The sequence below is a fragment of the Paenibacillus sp. HWE-109 genome, from assembly GCF_022163125.1.
GTDB lineage: Bacteria > Bacillota > Bacilli > Paenibacillales > NBRC-103111 > Paenibacillus_E.
Map to the genome: position 1 here is coordinate 5133519 of NZ_CP091881.1, position 21384 is coordinate 5154902.

General features: G+C 48.0%; 14 protein-coding genes. 5 read left to right on the forward strand and 9 right to left on the reverse strand.

The features are described 5' to 3' along the window. Window positions 1-19: 19 nt before the first annotated feature. The 3 genes from LOZ80_RS21850 to LOZ80_RS21860 all read left to right on the forward strand — a co-directional run bounded on the left by LOZ80_RS21850 (window position 20) and on the right by LOZ80_RS21860 (window position 9275). Window positions 20-775 (forward strand): class I SAM-dependent methyltransferase, encoded by a 756-nt coding sequence (locus LOZ80_RS21850; RefSeq protein WP_238166686.1) that lies wholly within the window; start codon window positions 20-22, stop codon window positions 773-775. Between the two features lie 107 nt (window positions 776-882). After that, entirely contained in the window at window positions 883-7593 is a 6711-nt protein-coding gene (locus tag LOZ80_RS21855) for a DUF7507 domain-containing protein (protein WP_443147076.1), read from the forward strand. Beyond that, window positions 7590-9275: a DUF11 domain-containing protein gene (locus LOZ80_RS21860; protein WP_238166688.1), complete on the forward strand. Its 1686-nt coding sequence runs from the start codon at window positions 7590-7592 to the stop codon at window positions 9273-9275. Before LOZ80_RS21855 ends, LOZ80_RS21860 begins: the two co-directional genes overlap by 4 nt. A 62-nt stretch (window positions 9276-9337) precedes the next feature. Here LOZ80_RS21860 and LOZ80_RS21865 read toward each other — a convergent pair whose 3' ends face one another. After that, window positions 9338-11095 (reverse strand): glycoside hydrolase family 2 protein, encoded by a 1758-nt coding sequence (locus LOZ80_RS21865; protein ID WP_238166689.1) that lies wholly within the window; start codon window positions 11093-11095, stop codon window positions 9338-9340. Between the two features lie 830 nt (window positions 11096-11925). After that, a complete protein-coding gene (locus tag LOZ80_RS21870; protein ID WP_238166690.1) occupies window positions 11926-12204 on the reverse strand; it encodes a hypothetical protein in 279 nt (92 codons plus the stop codon). Window positions 12205-12359: 155 nt separating this feature from the next. Here LOZ80_RS21870 and LOZ80_RS21875 point away from each other — a divergent pair, with 155 nt between their 5' ends. After that, entirely contained in the window at window positions 12360-14054 is a 1695-nt protein-coding gene (locus tag LOZ80_RS21875; RefSeq protein WP_238166691.1) for a DUF2339 domain-containing protein, read from the forward strand. A gap of 77 nt (window positions 14055-14131) precedes the next feature. Here the strand turns inward: LOZ80_RS21875 and LOZ80_RS21880 are convergent, their stop codons facing one another. The 5 genes from LOZ80_RS21880 to LOZ80_RS21900 are packed head-to-tail and all read right to left on the reverse strand — an operon-like array spanning window position 14132 to window position 18329. Further along, a complete protein-coding gene (locus tag LOZ80_RS21880; RefSeq protein WP_238173073.1) occupies window positions 14132-15046 on the reverse strand; it encodes an MBL fold metallo-hydrolase in 915 nt (304 codons plus the stop codon). 33 nt (window positions 15047-15079) lie between these two features. Continuing rightward, window positions 15080-16117 carry an ABC transporter substrate-binding protein gene (locus LOZ80_RS21885; protein ID WP_238166692.1) on the reverse strand — a complete coding sequence of 346 codons (1038 nt, stop codon included), beginning with the start codon at window positions 16115-16117 and terminating at the stop codon, window positions 15080-15082. Window positions 16118-16134: 17 nt separating this feature from the next. Next, window positions 16135-16890: an ABC transporter permease gene (locus LOZ80_RS21890; RefSeq protein WP_238166693.1), complete on the reverse strand. Its 756-nt coding sequence runs from the start codon at window positions 16888-16890 to the stop codon at window positions 16135-16137. Continuing rightward, window positions 16823-17662, reverse strand: coding sequence for an ABC transporter ATP-binding protein (locus LOZ80_RS21895; RefSeq protein WP_238166694.1), 840 nt, complete (start codon window positions 17660-17662; stop codon window positions 16823-16825). The genes LOZ80_RS21890 and LOZ80_RS21895 overlap by 68 nt, the downstream gene beginning before the upstream one ends. A 25-nt stretch (window positions 17663-17687) precedes the next feature. Continuing rightward, complete coding sequence (locus LOZ80_RS21900; protein ID WP_189007653.1) at window positions 17688-18329, reverse strand: Crp/Fnr family transcriptional regulator; 642 nt, start codon at window positions 18327-18329, stop codon at window positions 17688-17690. A gap of 275 nt (window positions 18330-18604) precedes the next feature. Here LOZ80_RS21900 and LOZ80_RS21905 point away from each other — a divergent pair, with 275 nt between their 5' ends. Beyond that, on the forward strand, window positions 18605-19162 hold the full coding sequence (locus tag LOZ80_RS21905; RefSeq protein ID WP_238166695.1) for a hypothetical protein: 558 nt from the start codon (window positions 18605-18607) through the stop codon (window positions 19160-19162). A gap of 645 nt (window positions 19163-19807) precedes the next feature. Here LOZ80_RS21905 and LOZ80_RS21910 read toward each other — a convergent pair. After that, window positions 19808-20143 (reverse strand): hypothetical protein, encoded by a 336-nt coding sequence (locus LOZ80_RS21910; protein ID WP_238166696.1) that lies wholly within the window; start codon window positions 20141-20143, stop codon window positions 19808-19810. Between the two features lie 407 nt (window positions 20144-20550). Then, window positions 20551-21336, reverse strand: coding sequence for a DeoR/GlpR family DNA-binding transcription regulator (locus tag LOZ80_RS21915; RefSeq protein ID WP_238166697.1), 786 nt, complete (start codon window positions 21334-21336; stop codon window positions 20551-20553). Window positions 21337-21384 lie beyond the last annotated feature (48 nt).

A 21384-nucleotide genomic window follows, 5' to 3' on the forward strand; every position in this document is an offset into this window, starting at 1 on the left:
CTAGCAGGGAGGGAACCCGATGAAACTCGATTTAGGATGTGGCGATCATAAGCATACAGGTTTTTTTGGCATCGACCGTGTTGGCGGAACTGACGTTGATCTCGTTTGTGATTTCAATTACGGGATTCGCTTGCCAGAGAATTCAGTTGAATTCATCATGGCAAGTCGAAGCCTGCCTTATGCAAGCGACCTTTTCTCGATCATGTCCGATCTGTACCGCGTCAGCATCCACAAAGCCATCATCTGTATCTTAGCGCCCTATGCCCATCATTACCGGCACATGTCTAATCCTTATCTCAAACAAAAGTTTGATGAATATACGCCCCGTTATCTCACCAATCATTTCCTGCAGCCGCCGGATAGTCCAATCTGTCCTCCGGTACCCAGCTACACTGGCTACTCCGTACCTTTTGATTTCCGCTTGCTTCGCATGGAGTTGTTCTATGAGCAGCCATTTGTTTCTCCGATGTATGAACCGGATGAACTCGATATGCTTAAACATTTGCAGCCGAATGTCGTTAGTGAAATCATGTACCATTTCGTGGTCATCAAGAAAGATCTGCCTCTTGTTGAATGGGACTGGATGAGCAAACAATCCTATCCTGAACCCCTATGGGTTCCCTCTCTGAGACCTGCACGCCCCTCTGAGGAGCCCCTAATTGAACAGGATAAGGTGATAATCCCAGCAGCAGTCACGAAGGAGCAGCTGACAAAACCTCCGAGAACCCCAAAGACATTTCACAACAGGAAAAAAATACCACGCAAGTTTCTTTAAGCCGGCACATACATTGAAACCATTGGCCTATTTGATTTCTTCCATCACCACACCGTTTCCTCTCACAGTCAACGGACAGCGGTAATAAATGCTAGGGGGTGAAGATCATCGCTTTCGTCGTCAGGGCCTCAACCAATGCAACTGGCGCGATTACGTTCACCGGAAACACACTCGGCCTGAGCCGTTCGGACACGATAGCCGTACCAGGGACCCAAGACAGCATCGGGGCATTTACTACGATCAATACAGCCTTGAAGTATGGGACTTATCCGTCAGGAACAACGAGCCTGTATACGCAGAACAGTTCATCAGCCATTCTAACCGTTCCTGCTGGCAGCACCGTCTTATATGCAGAGCTGATCTGGGGCGGCTCTTATATTAATGGCAACGTGGACTTGAGTGCTTCCATCAATAATGCCATCTCCTTCACAACCCCAGCCGGAACGTCCAGCATTACGCCCGATACAGCTACAAGAAACGAGTTCAACCTAGGCAATGACGCCTTCTGTTACGTACGTACAGCGAATGTGACGTCCCTTATCCAAACAGGGATGGCGGGCACATATACGGTCGGCGGCGTAGTGGGTACGATCGTCATTGCCGGTGATGCTACAGCGAATCATGCCGGCTGGACACTGGCTGTCATTTATCAGAACCCAAGCCTGCCATTCCGCAATATGTCGCTCCGTGTAGGCGGTGTGCTCGTGCAAGCGACATCCGCTGCAGTGAATACGACGATTACCGGATTTGCTACGCCGGTAACCGGCGCTCTGGGCGGGAGAGCGCTGTTCAGCGCTCAGGAAGGAGATGCCAACAGAACCGGTGATCAGGCGTTATTCGGCCCAACTCTGGCAACAATCACAGCATTATCAGGACCGAACAATTTTGCCAATAACTTCTTCGCCTCGCAGATCAATAATGATACTGGTGCGCTTAACACAACCGGGACCTTCGGCAACCTGAATCAAACCAATGGTGCACCCGGCACCAATATTATCGGAGGCCGGCAAGGCTGGGACATTACGAACATCGACGTGTCCGCCCGGCTCGTGAACAACCAATCATCCGCCATCTTGCAGTTGACAACCTCAGGAGATGCGTATGTTGTTAACGCCAATGCCATTCAGGTTGATATTAATGCGCCCAAAATTAGCGTTACCAAAAGTGCCAGCGCAAGCGGATCTATCGTCGGAGATGTGATTACATACACCGTCACGATCAGCAACACAGGAACAGCTAGCGCGGCCAGCATTGTATTGTCTGATGCGCTGCCTACCGGTACAACGTTCGTCACTGGGAGTGTGATTCAGAACGGGGTCGCAAAGCCGACCTATGATATTACATCAGGCGCGCCTCTTGGTTCTTTGGCTTTCGGCAGCTCCTTTACAGTCACTTACAAAGCTACGGTGACCAGCGTGCCCGCTTCTTTCTCCGTTGCCAATCAGGCAAAGGCTGCTTTTACCTTCCAAAGTGTAGCCGGCGGGGATATCATCTCGGGGGTTATTCCCTCGAACACAGTAACAACTCCCGTATATACGCCGATCATAGGAATAGTAAAATCAGCGAGCACGGCTAACGGATCTGTTGGGAGTACCGTCACTTATACGCTGCAAATTTCCAACACAGGCAATATTGGCGCCGTCTTGAATGTCACCGATAATATTCCAGCAGGTACGTCTTTTGTCGCCAATAGCTTTAAGGTCAATGGAGTCACCATTTCGAATGCCAATCCAGTCACGGGAGTGAACATTGGAACGGTTGCCGCGAGCGGCAGTTCAACGGTTACTTTCGATGTTTTGGTCAACTCGCTGCCCTCCCCGCCCCAGTTGGTTAACCAAGCGAACAGTACCTATACTTTCCAGGTGCCGGACGGTCGAACGATTTCTGGAAGCGCCGCTTCTAATACCGTAACGATCCCAGTCACTCTTCCAAGTGTAAGTGCCGTCAAAAGCGCCTCCGTTATAGACGCCGTTATTGGAGATACATTTACATACAGTACCGTGATTAAGAATTCTGGTGTAGCAAGTGTAACCAATGTCATCTTGACCGATCCCCTGCCAACAGGAGCCACATTCGTTCCGAATAGCGTCATCGTAGGCGGTGTTGCGAAGCCTAGTGCGGCTCCAGGCGGCGGGATTGCCGTTGGGACCATCACTGCCGGAAGCTCAGTGACCGTCACTTTCCAAGTAACCGTTGTATCACTGCCGTCTCCTGCACAACTATCCAACCAAGCTACAGTCTCCTACTCGTCCGGTACTTTCAGCGGAACGACCTTATCCAATACCATCACAACGCCGATCTATCAAGCTATCGTCTCGGTAAGCAAAAGCATTAACAGTGCCAATGCGACCGTCGGGCAAACATTAACTTACACGATCGTTGTTAATAATCAAGGCAACATCGCTGTTCAGCCCACGATTGTAGATACCTTAACATCCACAACGTCATTCGTGGCAGGCAGCGTGAAGATAGATGGGGTGGCGAGCCCGTCTGCTAATCCAACAACAGGCATCGCACTAGGTTCTCTTGCGCCTTCAGGAACAAGAACGGTCACGTTCCAAATTGTGCTGCAAAATTTGCCTTCGCCACCAAGGCTAACGAACCAGGCAACCGCGAACTTTACCTATCAACCGCCGGATGGCCGGACGTTATCAGGAAGTTCCCTTTCGAATACAACGGATATTCCTGCCTCATCCCCTAATGTTGTCGTAACGAAAACGGTTAACCTTTTATACGCTGCTCTCGGTGAAGTTCTCATCTATACGCTTAATATATCGAACAGCAGTCCTGTGCAAGTCAGCAATCTTGTCTTGAATGATTCGCTCCCAACAGGTCTTACTTTTCAAGCAGGCAGTGTAACCATAGATGGGGTATCAAAGCCCTCCGCCAATCCAACGAGCGGTTTTCTCATTGGTTCTCTAAATGCCGGTGTTACGACACAAGTTGTTTTTCAGGCTGCTATCTCTTCGATTCCTTCACCGCCACTGCTTACGAACAGAGCCAGCCTTAGCTTCACGTCCGGCTCTTTCTCTGGAGCCGCTTTCTCCAATACCATAACAACGGTCGTGCAGCAGCCCGTTCTTACACTTGTCAAAAGCCCTAGCTCCGCACTGGCGGTGCTCGGCGATATCATCACCTATACGGTGGACATCACCAATTCGGGCAGCGCAGCGGCGACAGCCACGTTCTATGATAATATTCCTGTCGGCTCCACCTTCATCGTCAACAGCATCATCGTCGATAATATGCCTTTTCCGGGATACAATCCCGTTGATGGCGTGCTCATCGGAACGATAGCCGCTGGTGTTAAGCGCACCGTCACATTCGAAGTGACCGTGACTTCCTTGCCTACTCCTCAGCAATTATTCGATATGGCTGTTGTCGGCTACACGTTCACTCTCACGGATGGACGGTCGCTCGCCGGATCATCACTTTCAAATGCGGTAATCATTCCTGTCTCCGCTCCTAACGTTTCCGTAATGACTACGAGCAATGTCAGTACAGCAGTTCAAGGCGATACAGTCACCTATACCACCGTCGTCACTAACCTAGGTGTCGAGAATGTCAATAACGTGGTGCTGACCAGTATTCCCGATGTGAGCACTTCATTCCTTCCCGGCAGCGTGATCGTGAATGGCATCCCCATGCCGAACGTCGATCCGTCCACCGGTATTCCAATCGGTACACTGGCTCCTAATGCCTCGGTTACCGTGACTTTTGAGGTGAAAATCACAATGCCAACGTCACAAATCGTTAACCAATCAGCCGTCAGTTTTACATCGGGAACATTCTCTGGTTCCTCGGCCTCCAATAATGTCATTACTCCGGTCATTCAGCCGAAAATTGCTGCTGTTAAATCAGCCAATACGAGTAATGCCACTGTCGGCGATACTGTCCTGTATTCGGTTGTCCTAACCAATACAGGAAATTTGCAAGCTGATGTTATCGTGACCGACACGATCCCGGTAGGTACTTCATTCGTTTCGAACAGTGCCATCGTGAATGGCACGCCGCAACCAGGCGCTGATCCTGTCTCAGGGATCAATGCAGGAACCTTGGCAGCAGGCGGAACTACAACGGTGAGCTTCTCTGTTCTTATTAACACATTGCCTAGTCCACAAGTACTCAGCAATATTGCTACGGCCACTTATACGTTCATTCCGCCGGATAGCCGTGTTATTACGCAAGCCGTTACTTCCAATACGGTAACATTCCCTGTTTCTGCTCCGAACGTTGCGGTGGTCAAAAGCACACTATCTACAGCATTAACGATCGGAGATACAATCACATACACCACTGTGATAACGAATAATGGGATTGCTGCCGTTACGAATGTCTTATTTTCCGATCAGATTCCTGCCGGAGGAACTTTCGTCCCGGGAAGTGTCGTCATTATCAACGGCCCTACGTTCCTGGTTCCACCCAATCCCGCAACAGGTATCTCTCTGGGCACCATAGCAGCCAGCGCATCTGTCACGGTTTCCTTCAAAGTTGTTGTTACTTCATTGCCGAATCCTGCACAATTAAGCAACCAATCCTCGGTTAACTTCACATCCGGAGCGCTCTCTAGCACAACGACTTCCAATACGATTACGACTCCGGTCTATCAACCTAACATTTCTGTAGTCAAGACGGCAAACACAATCAATGCTACGGTGGGAGATACCGTTGTCTATACGCTAAATGTAACGAACTCAGGCAATTATCCTGCTTACATTGTGCTAACTGATATCATTCCAGCGAATACGAGCTTTCAAGTCAACAGTGTTTTCGTTGGAAATACACCTGCTCCTGGTGCTGATCCTGCCATTGGTATTCAAGTTGGCACGGTGAATCCGGGGATTACCCTTCCCGTTTCTTTCGCCATTATTGTCGATTCGCTGCCAAATCCACAACTATTGACCAACGTCGCTACTGCCGCACTTACGTTCATTCTTCCGGATAATCGGACGTTCAATCGATCCGTGCAGTCGAACATACTGACCATTCCTGTGTCGGCACCTGATGTCAGTATCGTCAAAAGCACGACAGTTGTAGATGCTGTAGTGAATGATATTATTCCTTATACCTTCATTATCACGAATAACGGGATTGCGCCAATCAGCAATGTTGTATTCTCAGATCCACTGCCCTCGGGAGAGGCCTTCATACCAGGCAGTGTGGTCATAACCGGAGCTCCTACACCACCAGTACCGCCAAATCCGGTCTCCGGGATTGGTCTGGGTTCAATTGCTGCTGGCGCAACTGTCACAATCACTTTCAATGTCAGAGTGACGGCATTACCGAATCCAGCTCAGCTTAATAATCAAGGAACTGTCAGTTTTACATCAGGTGCCTTCTCTGCCGTAACCTTCTCCAACACGTTAACAACGCCTGTCTATCAACCGATTATCGGCACGGTCAAAAGCTCAAGCTCTTCCAATGCCACAATCGGCGATATGCTCATCTATACATTAACGATTTCAAACACAGGCAATTATCCCGCATCCATATCGCTCGTAGACACAATTCCGAACGGTGCGGTATTTGCTCCCAACAGTGTCGTCATTAACGGAACTACACAACCTGGCGCCGATCCTACAGTCGGCATCCCGTTCACGTCTCAAGCCGGAGCAACGGACGTTGTCACATTCGGCGTAACCATTACCACATTGCCTAATCCGCAAGTCTTGGCTAACACAGCAACAGCCAACTATACCTTCATTCCGCCGGACGGCCGAGTTATCCCTGGTACATCTGTTTCCAATACGGTCACCATTCCTGTCTCTGCGCCAAACGTAGTAATCGTCAAATCATCCCCACAAACGGATGCAGTTGTTGGCGATACCGTCACGTACTCCGCTGTTATTACGAACAGCGGGATAGAAACCGTTAATAACGTTCAATTTTTTGATCAACTGCCCGCTTTCACTGCCTTTGTTCCTGGCAGTGTGACGATCAACGGCATCGTGGCTCCGAATGCAAATCCGACAACCGGCATTTCGCTTGGCTCCATTATAGCAACCGGCACCGTCACCATCTTGTTTAGTGTCACTGTCACAGCGCTGCCACCTTCCCAGCAGCTTAGCAATCAATCATCCGTCAGCTTCACAACCGGTGTTTTCGGTACATCTACGTTCTCCAACACCGTCGTTATCCCTGTGTACCAGCCTATTATTGCTTTGCTGAAAGGCGCGAACACTTCAAACGCAACAGTCGGTGATACGATTGTGTACAATTTAACCCTGAGCAATTCCGGCAATCTGCCTGCTATTGCCACGGTAACGGATCCCATTCCGACAGGAGCATCCTTCGTTCCGAACAGCGTGCTGGTCAATGGGGTTCTCCAGCCAGGGGTAGATCCAGCGACAGGAATCAACGCGGGAACAATCGCACCTGGCGGTTCAGTCACCGTGCAGATAACACTCAATGTAACCGTTGACTCCTTGCCGAATCCACAGCAATTGTCCAACCAAGCAACAGCCGTCTATACCTACTCACCACCGGATGGCCGCCAATTATCAGGCTCCGTTTCCTCCAATATTCTGGTCATTCCTGTCTCTTCGCCGAACGTTACCGTGGTGAAGAGCACCAATGTTATCGATGCTATTGCTGGCGATACCATTACGTACACAGTCGTTGTAACGAATGCAGGGATTGAAGCGGTTAACAATGTCGTCGTAACGGATCCAATTCCGAACGGTACGCTCTTTATCGCTGGAAGCGTCGTTGTCAATGGTATCTCACGACCAACCTATAATCCAGGTACAGGTATTCCAATCGGTACTATTCCAGTTGCTGGATCTGTCACAGTTACCTTTGAGGTGACGGTCGTATGACGGCCGGGTCTGAGCCAACCAATCACCTGCTTAACCAGTCCGTCGTAAGATTCAGTTCCGGTCAAATGACCAGCCACGCATACTCCAACATCGTCGATACTCCTGTGGTTGGTCCGATTATTATGATGCTCAAAAAGGCAAATACGACCGAAGCTGCCATCGGTCAAATCATTACTTATGAAATATCCATCTCCAATAAGGGTAACTTGGATGCACAAGTTACCCTTTTGGATACCCTGCCCGAAGGCACCTCCTTTGTTCCTAACAGTGTCATTGTTGCAGGTGTTCCTGTCCCTATGTCACGGCCTGATGTCGGCATTGCGATAGGCACGCTGCAAGTGAATCAAACCGTTGGCGTCATTTTTCAGATTATCGTTCTGGAAGTTCCTCCCACCATGCAATTGAAAAACCAGGCAACAACCACCTACTTCTTCCAAACGCCCGGAGGCAGAGAGGTCACGGGAAGTTCCAGATCCAATACGGTCAACATTCCTTTTGGCGGTACAAAAATCAGATTCATCAAACAAGCTAATAAATCCTATACCTTTGTGGGAGATACCGTTACATTCGAATTTAGAATTAAAAATGAAGGAGAACAGCCAATAAATAAAACCGTATTCAAGGATGAACTGCCATCCAATACGGTCTTCGTTCCAGGCAGTGTCAAGATTGGATATGTCAGCTACCCTTCTGCTTCCCCAATGGATGGCATCCCTTTGGGAAGCATCTCTCCTGGTGCGGAGGATATCCTTCAATTTCAAGTGAGTATTTTGAGCGTTCCTTCTACTGGAATGATTTCGAATTATGCCGTCCTAACCTTCATGGACGGCGACTATTCCGTTCGCACGAATTCCAATACATCGACATTGGATGTTTATGATCCTGCGATTTCCTTGGTAGAATCCGTCCTTCAGCCAAGAGCCACTTTGGGTGATACGCTAACGTTCACCATGATCGTTGCCAATCAAGGCAATATTGCCGCCGAAATACGCTTGTCTGACTTCGTTCCTGAAGGCAGCTCCTACGAAGTGGGCAGCATGACCGTCGATGGGGTTCCTTACGACCAAGCGTACATTTCCAGTGGGATCTACTTAGGGGTCCTTCAGCCACGTGAAGAGTATGTGGTTACGTATTTGGCCACCGTAAATTCCGTTGGTCTCTCGGTTAACCAACAACTGCTGATCAGTCAAGCAACCGCACTCTATGTCTTCCGTTTGCCGGACGAACAAACCATTTCCAACCGACTTCTCTCTAATCTCGTAAGCGTCGAATTATTGCGTCCTATTATGGATGTCATGATCACGGCTTCCCCACAGCGCGCAGAACCCGGATCCATCATTACCTATCGCATCCGTGTCTCCAACACAGGGAATCTGGCCGCTACGAACGTCCTTTTATACGACTGGATCTCACAGCTCGTGAACCTTGTCCCCGGTTCTTTGCGTATCAACAGTTCTGTCATTAGCCTATTGAACGTCGACCAACCTCTCCAACTTGGCGTCGTTCTGCCGGATACCACGGTTGAACTTACGTATCTGGCTGCTATCGTGCATCACTCCAATACAAGGCGCATCCCGCTTCGTGCTGCAGCCCGCTATATTTTTCAAGTTAATGCGCCTATCCATTCCGGTACCGTTTTATCGAATGAGGTTGTGGTACTGCTTGAGCATGCGGATGAGTAGCCGCTGGAAACGACGAAGAGGCTGTCTCCACGGTTTTCGCACCTGGAGAACAGCCTCTTGCATTAGTTCCGATTATTAATCGCTTTGATAACCTCAACCGGAACCTTAGGCTTCCGATCATAAGTCAACAGTCCGTTAATCTCTTGTTCCACATCTGTTAACTGCGTATAACAATAACCTTGAACTACACCGGAGTTCAGCAGCGGTCGAATGACTGCGCGCAGCTTCTGTTCGTAATCCTCATCATTATCCGCGCCAGAGTAGCCCCAGCCTTCCCACTCACTCTTCTTGTAGGCGATACCGCCGAATTCGGTGACCAGAATTGGCTGGCCTTCATAGGGGTAGCCTTCAACAAATAGGCGACGGTTCGCCGGCATCGCATGCACTGCTTTATCTGCCGAGCTGTAACGCTCCGTCAGTACTTCTTCCCGCCACTCATAATCATGAATGGCGAATAAGTCAGTTGCCACAAGCTCCCAGCCATCGTTGGAAATGACAGGACGCATCGGATCCAGCGATTTCGTCAGATGATACATGCTGAGCGCATGCTGCTGCTGCTGCTTATCTATCTGAATATTCGGCACGCCCCAACTCTCATTCAGCGGCACCCAAGCGATAATCGATGGATGATTGTAATCCCGCTCGATCGAAGCCAGCCATTCTTTCGTAAAGCGTCCTACATACTTCTCGGAATATTCATAAGCATTGGCTGCTTCACTCCAAACGACCAGACCTAACTGATCACACCAATACAAATATCGCGGATCTTCCAGCTTTTGATGCTTGCGCGCGCCATTAAAGCCCATCGCCTTCGTAAGCTCAACATCTTGTCTGATCGCCTCATCACTCGGAGGCGTCAAATTCCCATCTGGGAAATAGCCTTGGTCCAGCACCATTTTCAAGAAATACGGGCGATTATTTAAACATAACTTCCCATCTTCAATAGAAACTTTGCGCATGCCAAAATAGCTCGAAACCTCATCCACGACTTGCTCATTAATCAGCAGCGTAAATGTGACATCATATAAATTAGGATGCTCAGGTGTCCACCAAGCACCCAGCCCATGATCGTTAAAATCGTTCAAGCGAACTTTCCGCGCGCCCGTATTCGACTTCAGTAAGTAAGTATCTTCGCAGACCAGCTCCCCTTTGTATGAAATCCCGACCTTCACCTGCTGCTTGCCTTGCGGCTCCTGGCCCTCGATATAGAATTGAAATTCCACTTGTTTTTCATCGATATCCGGGGTGATTTTTACTTTATCCAAATAAGCCTCTGCCGCTACCGCTTCCATCCAGACTGTTTGCCAAATTCCCGTCGTCCTCGTATAAAAAATACTGGCCGAGTCCGTTTTCCAATATTGCTTGCCTCTTGGCAGCGTGACATCTTGGCTGTAGTCGACGGCTTTGACGACCAAACGATTCGACTCCTTCTGCAAGGCATCCGTAATGTCCGCATGAAACGGTGTATGTCCACCTTCATGAGTGGCTACGAGAACGCCATTGACCCAAACAGATGCCTCATAGTCCACTGCGCCAAAATGCAGGATAATCCGCTTATTCTGCCATGTACCGGGGATTTCCAAGTCTCGGCGATACCAGACAACATCGTGAAATTCGTTGCTGCCGATTCCGCTTAATTGACTTTGAAAGGCGAAGGGCACCTGAATTTTCTGGGACAAAGGCTTGTTGCCCAAATGCCATTTCTCCTTGCTGCCAACGCGCTCATCGTCAAAGTCAAATTCCCATTCGCCATTGAGATTCAGCCAACTGTCACGGACGAACTGCGGCCTGGGGTAGTCTGCTCGGGGTTGATTAGTCATGATAGATACGACCTCCATAATATTAATTTAAAAGTTAATTAAATAAGTTCAACTTAATTAATATTATTATGATGTCAGACGCATCAGCTGTCAATACATGTTATTTAATTAACTTAAAAGTGAATGTAATAGTAGGCATGGCAGATGCGTTCCACTACTCCGGAGGGATCGTAGATCCTCTATTTTGGCATATATCAGGGATAAGAGGGCAAACCCAAGCCCCCTAACGAACTCAATACCCTTTATTCGGCCAAAATCGCTCATTCTGAAATTGTAATGAATTCCTGATGCCCTATTTCAAGCAAATGATCACCTTTCCGCCTAAAATTTGATCGATAGCGTTAATCCAGTTCATTATATCGCCAAAGTAGCCATTTCCAGGTCTATAAGCATCCTACAGTTCATTAGATGCCCTCTGAGACCGAACCCCCTAAAGCAAAGAAGTCTGTGGTGGACATCAGTAAGAAAGGGGGAAAGCTTCGCTCACCCCAAACCCAAAAACGTTAAGAAAAACGGCTTCGCCGCCCTGATAGATCAGTTTCATCTTAGCGGCAAAACCTTGGAAGGGAACTAGAGGACGCTAATTAGGCAAAAAGTAGGGATGCGTGGGTAATAGCGGAACTACAGGGTCTTATTTCCACGAAAACGTTGAAAATTCCCATAAAACGGCAAAATAACGTACTGCAGTTCCCCCAACCTCCCGATAATGACACTTTTGGCTAGAATAGCGTACTGTAGTTCCCTCCGCGAGAGGCAGTTGGAATAACTACGCGTTCACTCCAAATATGTAAACAAAAACACCTCTTCACAGAGGTGTCCATTTCCTAAAGTTAATCGATATATCCGGCGAATCCATTTTTCATTAAGTAATCCATCTCGACTTCCAAAATCGTATCCACGGCCAATTCCGTCAACAACACATCGGGTCTGCTCAAAATATGATCAATCAGATCGTCAATGTCAATGTCAGCTTGTCCTTTGGACGATTGTTCGGCTTTGGTAATATAGGCTTTCTCATATTTCAAAACCAGTTGAATTTGCTTAGGATCCGCCTTCGTTTTCTCCGTAATGAATTGCAGCATGTCATCTTCGTTTAATGGCTTATTCATGTGAATGGGTCAACTCCTGCATCTGATATCTTCCTATTGTAGCATACTTGCGCCATTTATAATTTTTCAAATCCCGCCACATCTGCCCAGACAAATGGTAACATAGGTGTAATGGAAAAACATCCCTTCCACATCATGTGCATAAGGAGGCCTCTATGGAATTAGAAAACCGCGTTGCCGCATTGGAAAAGAAGATTCGAGAGCTTGAACAACAGATGGAGCAGTTCCTCACACGTGATGCAGGTGCCCGCAATCTAGACAGGACTCAGGCAAGTCAAGCGACAGCACCTCTTCCCGTTCCAGAACCAACAGCTACCGAGCAGCACCTCCCGCAGGCGCCTCATATAGCAGTTAAACAACCAACACCGCCCAGAGATTGGGAGCATCTCATTGCTCGCGTCTGGTTGCCGCGGATCTTCATCGTCGTATTCCTGTTAGGCGTATTATGGGGATTTACGGCGGCCGTAAGCGCCGGAATCATAACTGAACCCATACGCTGTCTACTCGGTGTCTTTGCAGCCGCCTTTATGTACTGGCAAGGAGAACGGCAAATTCGCCGTAAACGCCCAGCGCTTGGGCAAGTCCTTTTGGGTGGAGCCACGGGTGTTCTGATTTTATCCCTGTTCGCGGCTCATATGTTATTTTCGCTACTGCCTCCAACACTGGCGTTTATACTTTATATAGCAACCATTGCGCTCAGTGTCTACCTAGCCATCCGACACCGTTCTCAGGCATTGATGATCATCACCTTATTGGCTGGATATCTGGTTCCGTTTCTCGTTGATTCATCGCACCCGAATATATGGGTTTTCGCTGGTTATGAAGGATTATTCTCCATGTCCATGATGATTTTATCGCTGCGTTACTCCTTTCGAGGTGCTTATTACACGGCCTTTGGCGTCTTGCACCTCCCTTTACTGATCTCGATGCTTTTTGAGAATGTCACCAACGACCGTCCGGCGATCTTGACTATTGTTGTGCTGCAGCATCTTCTTCTCTTTGCTATCGCCGTGGTCAGGTCCACAGACAGTCGAATTGGGCAGCGAATACTTCTGTTTTTAAGCTTTGGACTGCTTACGGCCTGGGTCTATGCCCTGTATGGTCATTCCAACGATCAACGGCTGTATGAAGGAATGCTTATCCTGGCAACGCTGCTGTATAGCGGCACTTCTGTCTGGCTGTATCGGCAAAAGCGGACCTTCTCCGTACAGGTGTCCATCGCTACTCTAAGCCTATTTCTATGGCTCATTTATGTGCTTCAGGGCGATGAAGCGGGTTCTGCCATTCTTGTCGAAGGCGCCCTTGCGCTATGTCTGGGAGCCATTTTCAAAAGCAAGCTCCAACAAATCAGCGGTGCCTTCACTTATTTCATAGGCAGTCTGTTTGTATTCGCTCACCCGCTGCATGAGGTATTGTCCAAAGAATCTTTTGCCTGGCTGATAATGGTTGCATCCCTATCTGGCTTATATGTCTTCTTCCGTTCCAAACTTCAAGACGGGGTTAACGGACTGAAACCCCATCTATTATTCATGTGGTTGGAGTTAATCCTGCTCCTCGTCTATCTCACTCAGCTCACGAATGCGCTAACACGAGCACTGGATTATGATTATCAGCATCTGATCCTCTCTGCCGTCTGGGCGGTCTATGCCATTCTGCTTATCGTGCTTGGCTTCATGAGTCAAAAGCCAAAAGCCAAACTCGTAGGTATCATTTTCTTATTCATAACGCTGCTCAAAATCATTTTCATCGACTTGCCCGATGTATCAACAGCCATACGTGCCGTGCTATTTATTGGCCTTGGTGCTGTGGGCGTGGGGATTTCACGGCTGTTCTATAAACGTAAGGAATAGGCGCGACGAGTGCGCGAAATAAGCGCAACAAAGGCCCGCCCCAGAAGCTTAACAGCCTTCTGGGGCGGGCCTTGCTTTTAACCAAGATCAAACGCCATCAAATCTCTGGCCATGGTAATTTTTCCTTGGAAAATCTCATCCATCCCTGCCGCATAAGCGGCTTCCGCCTCTTCATTCGCGGCGGGAGCCGGGATGTGGTGCGTCAGCACCAGATGGGCAACGCCGGCTTTGCGGGCTATTTCGGCTACTTCCAACGTTGTCGAATGGTATTTGGCTGGGTTGGACAAACCGATCTTTTGCTCAGGGAATTTGGCAATGAGCGCGTCCAGCCACGATTTGTTGTACGATTCATGGATGAGCAGGTCGATTCCTCGGCTATGCTCTACCATGCTGTCAACCGGAATCGTATCACCCGAAATGACAACCGCCTTGCCGTTGTACTCGATCTTATAGGCAATTGCCGGATAAACAGGGCGATGATCGACTTCGAAAGCCGTAATTTTCACACCGTCCTGCTCATACACGACGCCTTCATTGCTTTCATGATACTGAATATCGGCCCCATCGCCTGCCGAGAAATTGTAATTCACGCGAAGATTCACGTCGAAGTCGAATGACTCCCGCATTTTGCCAATAATCGCCTTGGTCGTCGTAGGTCCGTATACCTGCATGGGGCCTTTGCGCCCCTCAAAAACACGGTCCGCGATCACATGGGTACGCCAACTCGTAATGAACACATCGAAGAACCCGGAATTATGGTCACTGTGATGATGGGTGAAGAAGACATCGGATATACGCTGCGGCATGATCCCCGCCTTGATCAATTGATCCACGGTCGCTCCGCCGCAATCGAATAGAAAGGTCTTGTCTCCGGCAAGGATCGCAACGCCTGCTTTGGCCCTGCCATAAAATGCTCTCGGTGTGCCTGTGCCGAGGATCACTGCTTTGATATGCTCATGAAAATCAGGCAATAGGTTTTCTTGGGGTTGCATATACAAGGGAAAGCCTCCTTCGTTCCTGAACGATTATTTTTCTTTTTTCACTTCATCCAACAGCGAGGTATCCAGAAATTTGCTGAAATCCAGTTCCTCGGCTTTTACTTTCAAATAACCGGCATCGAAGGATATTTTGGCTTGTTCATTAATATCCTCAAGCGCAATGTCTTGCGTAAGCTTCAAATGATCGATTGCTGCTTTAATCAGCGCTGGCTCCATACCTTTTCCTGTCAGCACTTTCAATTCGCTGCTGATTAGCTCGTAGGATTTATCCGGATTTTGCCCGATGAAATCGATGGCTTGTTTATTTGCTTTCACTGCTTTTTTGGCCAAATCGCGGTGCTCCTTCAGAAACTTGTCGCTGGCAACAAGAATCGTCAACGGATAATTCCCATCCTTAGGCGGAATTTTGTTCCAATCCACGAGGATCGTTCCGGAACCTTCCTGAATCATTTGCGTTCCCCAAGGTTCTGCAATTAACGTTGCATCCACTTCTTTCTGACGAATCGCCACCAGCGTATCCGCCGGGGCCCGTGTCACAATCTGCACGCCGGACGTATCCGTCGTCACTTTCAAGCCTTGCTGCTGCAGCAGCACACGAAGCGAGAGATCCGGCGTGCCGCCTTTGGCCGCGACGGCCACCGTTTTGCCAACGAGATCCTTCACTGATTGAATGCCGGCATCCTTCCGAGCCACCAAGACAGCGCCGCCATTGTTCACGCCTGAGATTACCCGGATATTTTTGCTTTTCAAATATTGATTGATCACTGGTCCTGGGCCGACATAGCCCATGTCAATTTGATCCGTTGCTATCGCTGTGGCGAAATCAGCTCCATTGTCGAAGGGCGTGACTTCGATCTTGGCATTGGGCCCGAAAGCTTGTTGAAAATAATTATTTTGCAAGGCGACAAATCCTGGAGCGTGCGTGACATTTTTCAAAATACCGATTTTCACAGTCGTACTGGCAGCCGTTGTAGATACCGCCGCTGTTTCTTTACTTTGTCCGCAGGCCGATACCACCAACGTGACCATCATAACCAAACTCAAGACCCAACCTACTCTTTTCATCCCAAATCCCCCTTAGATTATTTCTTTAACTGAAAGCGAAGAACAATTCTGTCCTCCAACTGTTTAAAACAAAAATGATCCGATATCGTACCAATGACCGCTATAATAATGACCACACATAGAATCGTCGCCGTATCCCCAAGCCCGCGCCCATCCTGCAGCATTTGTCCTAATCCAACGCCTTTGGCAATCAACTCCCCTGCGACTAGAGCTCGCCAGGCAAAAGCCCAAGCAACTCTTATCCCTGTGATCCAATGCGGGAATGCGGCTGGCAGCTGCACTTGAAAAAACAAGCGATAGCCGCTGCCTGTCCCCAGCATTTGCGCAGCACGCAAGTGAATCGGCGAAATGTTCATAATTCCTGTGCGGCTCGCCATCGCCATCGTCCACGTTGCCCCAATTGTCGTAATGAAGATGACAGCCGTGTCACTCAGCCCGAACCAGATGATGGCGAAGGGCAGCCAGGCAATGCTCGGCACGGTTTGGAGAGCCACCACGAGAAAGCCAAAGGTTTCGTCCAAATAACGATAGCGTGCGAATCCATAACCGAGTACCGTGCCGATTCCGATCGAGATGGCAAATGAGATCAACAAGCGGCGCAGACTCGCGCCAATTGCTCCAAGGAGATGCCCCTGCGTTATCCCGTCATAGAAAGCTTGAAATGTTTGCAGCGGCGAAGGAAATTTCCACCCCCACTGAAAAATTCTAAATCCCAACTCCCATATGATCAGCAGAAGAATTAGAAACAGCGTTCTTCTTAAGGCTGTATTCATGACCTAACTCCTCTCTGACTACCTTCTCAAGCTCATCTGTCAGGGCTTCCATAATCTTGTTCTCCAGAGCATGGATGAGCGGATCACTCATTTGATGAGGCCTTGCCGCCTGAACGGCAAACTCCTTTTTCACCTTGCCAGGCTGTGTCGCCATCACAATAACTCGGTCCGACAACATGACGGCTTCGCGAATGTTATGGGTAATGAACAGAATGGTTTTCCCTGTCTGTAACCAGATGTCTTCCAAATCTTTCAGCAAAATAATGCGCGTCTGCTCATCCAAAGCGGCAAAAGGCTCATCCATCAGCAAAATATCCGGATCCATAACAAGGGCTCTCGCGATCGCGACTCGCTGTTTCATCCCTCCAGACAGTTCATGAGGATACCGATCCACAAACTTGCTCAAATGAACTGCTTTGATCTGCTCAAGCGCAAGATCATACCGCACTTTCTTCGACATGCCCTTTTGCTTGAGACCAAAGGCCACATTATCCAGCACCGTCAGCCATGGGAACAAGCCGTGCTCTTGGAAGACAACGATGCGATCAGCGCCTGGCGCCGTAATTTTTTGCCCATTTACCGTAATCGTCCCGCTGCTCGCTCTTTCAAAGCCCGCAATCAGGTTCAGCAGGGTTGACTTTCCACAACCTGACGGCCCTACGACAGAGACGAATTCTCCTCTATGTATCGTGAGAGAAACTTCATCCAGAGCTGTATACGTGCTTCCCTTGCGCTGTGAAAAGATTTTGCTCACCTTATGAATGGCAATCATGAATTACCTCCTATCCGTCATGCGTCTATACCTGAGTGAAGAATTGGTTCGGACGATAGATAACAATTTTCTTTTTGGAATAATCAATTAGTGCCTGATCTCGCCATTTATTAAGTGTTTCCGTGACCGTTTGCCTGCTGCAACCTATGACATAGGATATTTCTTCATGACTGAGCGGCACATTAATCTCCAGTTGTTCATTGGTTGGTTTGCCAAGCTGCATCAGGAACCAAGCCAATCGCCAAGCTACCGGACGGCAAATCAGCGTCTCCACCATTTTCTGCGTCTGCAAAAGGCGCCTAGCGCCTAGGACTGCCAAGGAATAAGCAAATTCGGCATTCTCCTTGGCCAACTCCAGAAATTTACGGCTATCGAGCGTAATAATTTGACTGTCCACCAAGCATCTGGCATACCTTTTCCGGGGCATCTGGGTCAGGATTTCCGCATTACCGAAGATTTCACCCTCATAGCGAAGAAATAAAGTGATTCCCTGCCCCTCCTCGGAGGATTGGGATATTTTAATTAATCCGGCTTCCACATAATAGGCTCCGCTCGGCGCATCATTCTCTTGAAAAATATACTCATTCTTCTTATAGCTTTGAATCGTGCCATGTTGGCGAAAGGCTTCTACCATGCTTTCTTTGGTTGAATCTTGTTCTCTCTCCATCCGATGAGTCCCCTTTTAACTTGTTCCTCATGAGCTCAACTTTAATGTTGAGTATTCCGATGAGTTATACATATATTATCACACGAAACTAGGTTAAAATGTCGGATACCCGACAAATTCGAAAAATAATTATCTGCTAATCGAATGTGAACGTTCTTTGAAAGCATTGATTTCATGGATTAAATACGTTATATTCTAGACTTGCGCGTTTATCATTTATCTAATTTTAGAAATCTTAACAAATAAATACATTCCTAATAATGAGGTGTCCCACGATGATAATGAACAAAACAGCAGCAGGCATCCTCCTGCTTACACTGATGGTAACTGGAGCAGCATGCTCCTCCGAACCCAAAGCATCGACTTCAAGCCCAGCTCCGACCGCTGCAACAACCACTGCACCGCAAACGACCGCAGCTGCTCAAAGTCAAGATGCGATCAACTTGAAAGGCTATATTGCCGCGAGAATCGCCCAAGAGAAAGCCGACTTCCTCTTCGCGGAAGTCAAGTCCAAAGACGGCAAACTGATCCTCAATCCTGTAGCGGCTGACAGCAAAGACAAAACCGTCAAGTTCCTTACGAGCTACTACGATGCCGCGATGGCCGATAAAGTAGCGACACACTATTTGACAGATCAGAAAGCCGACAACGCAATTGTCACGAATACCCAGCCTTTCTTCCCAACCAATTTGCTGGCTACCAAAAAAGAAGACATCACCTACGATGCAGCCAATACGAAAGATCAAGTCAGCTTCACAACCAAAGATGGCGTCACCTTCACGACGAAAAAAGTGAACGATACATTTGTGCTCGCAGACGCTGTGAAGAAATAAAAAAAGACCCCGCGGCGGCTTGGTTATCTACAAAAAAGAGACCCCGCGGCGGCTTGGTCATCTACAAAAAAAAGAGGCCCCGCGGCGGTTTGGTCATCTACAAAAAAAAGACCCCGCGGCGGCTTGGTCATCTACAAAAAAAGAGACTCCGCTGCAGCTTGGTTGGGTAATCCCCTTACGAACCCAGTACCCTTTATTCGCTCAAAATCGCTCATTCTGAAAATCTAATGAATTCCAGACGCGCTATTCCAAGCAAACAAACACCTTTCCGCCTTAAATCTGCTCGATAGCGCCAATTCAGTTCATTAAATCTCCAAAGTAGCCATTTTTTCGTATATAAGCATCATACGGTTCATTAGATGCCCTTTGAAACCGAAAACTACTATCGCGTAGAAGTCTGCCTGGTGGACGCTAAGTAAAAAAAGAGACCCACAGCAACGGGCTGCGGGTCTTAAAGTAATTCTATTTTAAAGGGGGTCGAGTTTTATTATAATCCCCTTTCATTAATGCCAGATGAAGAACATATTTCTTTTTGATTACAAATTAATCAATCGTATGACAGTTCTGCCCAGCCAGTCCAGTACCGCAGACGACCACCTATAAAAATCCCCTTACGACTACCTGAACTCATGGATATAGATCAATTTAATCTTTCAAATTAATGTCTTCATAACCCCAAAGTTCCAAAATCCGTCTATTTGCTATAATATCCTCTTCCGTTAATCGGTCCAATTTCATTTTTGCAAGCAGTAAGAGCTCGGAGTAAGCTGCGTATTGAAAATCTCTATAGATCTCCTGGTTCTTTTTATGGAATACGTGGATTTGATCCGTAAGTTCGACATATGGCAAAGTCCCTTGTTTCCATTCCACAAACGATTGATACAATGGCTCCAGCGCTTCTTCAGTTACAAATTGGTGGTAATCATCAAGTAGTTCACGTTCTTGCAGTCTTTTTTGTTTCAAACTTTGCTTGCTCTCCACCTAATTAACCTCCTTATTCTATATGCTCAACTATGTTCTCCCAGAACTCTTCCTCATTCCCAGTACTATCCACTCATTTCAAAATAATTTAAGGTTAATTAATTTATTCGAGTTGACGATCTTAATTCCTCTCTAAACTGTGAGTCCAATAAATGGCGGATTCCGACGGATTCCGCTCATTCTCAGGGCGTTAAGCGTGTTTTTCATCGCGACGGAGGCCGTTTCGGCTGAGCGACCCGCGTTAACGCTGTTTTTCGCGCTTAAAGCGCCCAAGAATCGCGGGTCTTACCGCACTTATCCCTCACGCTAGAAAGTAGCGTGTACATTCCATACAAAAAAGAGGCCGTCTCTCAAGGTTGAAAACCTGAAGACCAGCCTCTTAATCACATTTTGTCCCTGGCAGCCAGTTAATTCGCCGCAATCCAAGTGACATTCTTCTCCGCCAAATGGGCTTCCCACTCTTTGGGTGCTGGAACGTCGCTCACAATGATGTCCAGCACTTTGAGATCAGCAATCTTATAAAATTGCACAGAGCCAAATTTGGATTGATCCGACAAGGCAATATTTTGCTTGGCATGCCTCATGAACTGCTGAGTCATCCGACCTTTACTTTCATCAAACCCCGTAATGCCTCTATCCAGCATCATGCCGTCCACGGAAAGAAAGGCTTTATCGGCGTAGAAATGTTCGACCATCTGCTCGGCCAATGAACCGGCTACACGAGAATGTACAGCATTTACTTTGCCGCCAAGGAAATAGATTTCTCCCGAAAACAGTTCTTTATTCTTATAATCGATAAGTAAATAGAGCACGGGAATCGATATAGTCAGAACGGTAAGGTTCTTTTTGTTCAACAAATAATCAATCATATGAAGGGTTGTTGTACCGTCGTCTATAAAGATAACATCATTGTCCTCGACTAGTGTCGCAGCCGCTCGGCCAATTTTGCGCTTCGCCTCGGCATGCAGCACTTCTCTTTTCAGATGGGAAGGCTCTTCCCGGGATAAATTAATTTTGACGGCGCCGCCGTAGACCCGCTTCAGTTTATTCTCCTCTTCAAGCTCCTCCAGATAACGCCGAATCGTTTCGGAAGACACATTCAACGTGTCGACCAAATCATTCGTCTTAACTTTGCCTTCCAAGTTCAACTGGTTGAGAATGTAATCCTTCCGCTCTTCACCTATCAACGACATCTTGTGCTAGCCCCCTGTGTATACTTAGTTATTAACACTAATTATATG

Excerpts from the sequence above, each read along its gene's own strand:
- LOZ80_RS21905 (WP_238166695.1), top strand. The coding sequence starts at position 18,605 with ATGATAATGAACAAAACAGCAGCAGGCATCCTCCTGCTTACACTGATG.
- LOZ80_RS21915 (WP_238166697.1), bottom strand. The coding sequence starts at position 21,336 with ATGTCGTTGATAGGTGAAGAGCGGAAGGATTACATTCTCAACCAGTTG.
- LOZ80_RS21860 (WP_238166688.1), top strand. The coding sequence starts at position 7,590 with ATGACGGCCGGGTCTGAGCCAACCAATCACCTGCTTAACCAGTCCGTC.
- LOZ80_RS21875 (WP_238166691.1), top strand. The coding sequence starts at position 12,360 with ATGGAATTAGAAAACCGCGTTGCCGCATTGGAAAAGAAGATTCGAGAG.
- LOZ80_RS21885 (WP_238166692.1), bottom strand. The coding sequence starts at position 16,117 with ATGAAAAGAGTAGGTTGGGTCTTGAGTTTGGTTATGATGGTCACGTTG.
- LOZ80_RS21900 (WP_189007653.1), bottom strand. The coding sequence starts at position 18,329 with ATGGAGAGAGAACAAGATTCAACCAAAGAAAGCATGGTAGAAGCCTTT.
- LOZ80_RS21865 (WP_238166689.1), bottom strand. The coding sequence starts at position 11,095 with ATGACTAATCAACCCCGAGCAGACTACCCCAGGCCGCAGTTCGTCCGT.
- LOZ80_RS21895 (WP_238166694.1), bottom strand. The coding sequence starts at position 17,662 with ATGATTGCCATTCATAAGGTGAGCAAAATCTTTTCACAGCGCAAGGGA.
- LOZ80_RS21890 (WP_238166693.1), bottom strand. The coding sequence starts at position 16,890 with ATGAATACAGCCTTAAGAAGAACGCTGTTTCTAATTCTTCTGCTGATC.
- LOZ80_RS21850 (WP_238166686.1), top strand. The coding sequence starts at position 20 with ATGAAACTCGATTTAGGATGTGGCGATCATAAGCATACAGGTTTTTTT.
- LOZ80_RS21880 (WP_238173073.1), bottom strand. The coding sequence starts at position 15,046 with ATGCAACCCCAAGAAAACCTATTGCCTGATTTTCATGAGCATATCAAA.
- LOZ80_RS21870 (WP_238166690.1), bottom strand. The coding sequence starts at position 12,204 with ATGAATAAGCCATTAAACGAAGATGACATGCTGCAATTCATTACGGAG.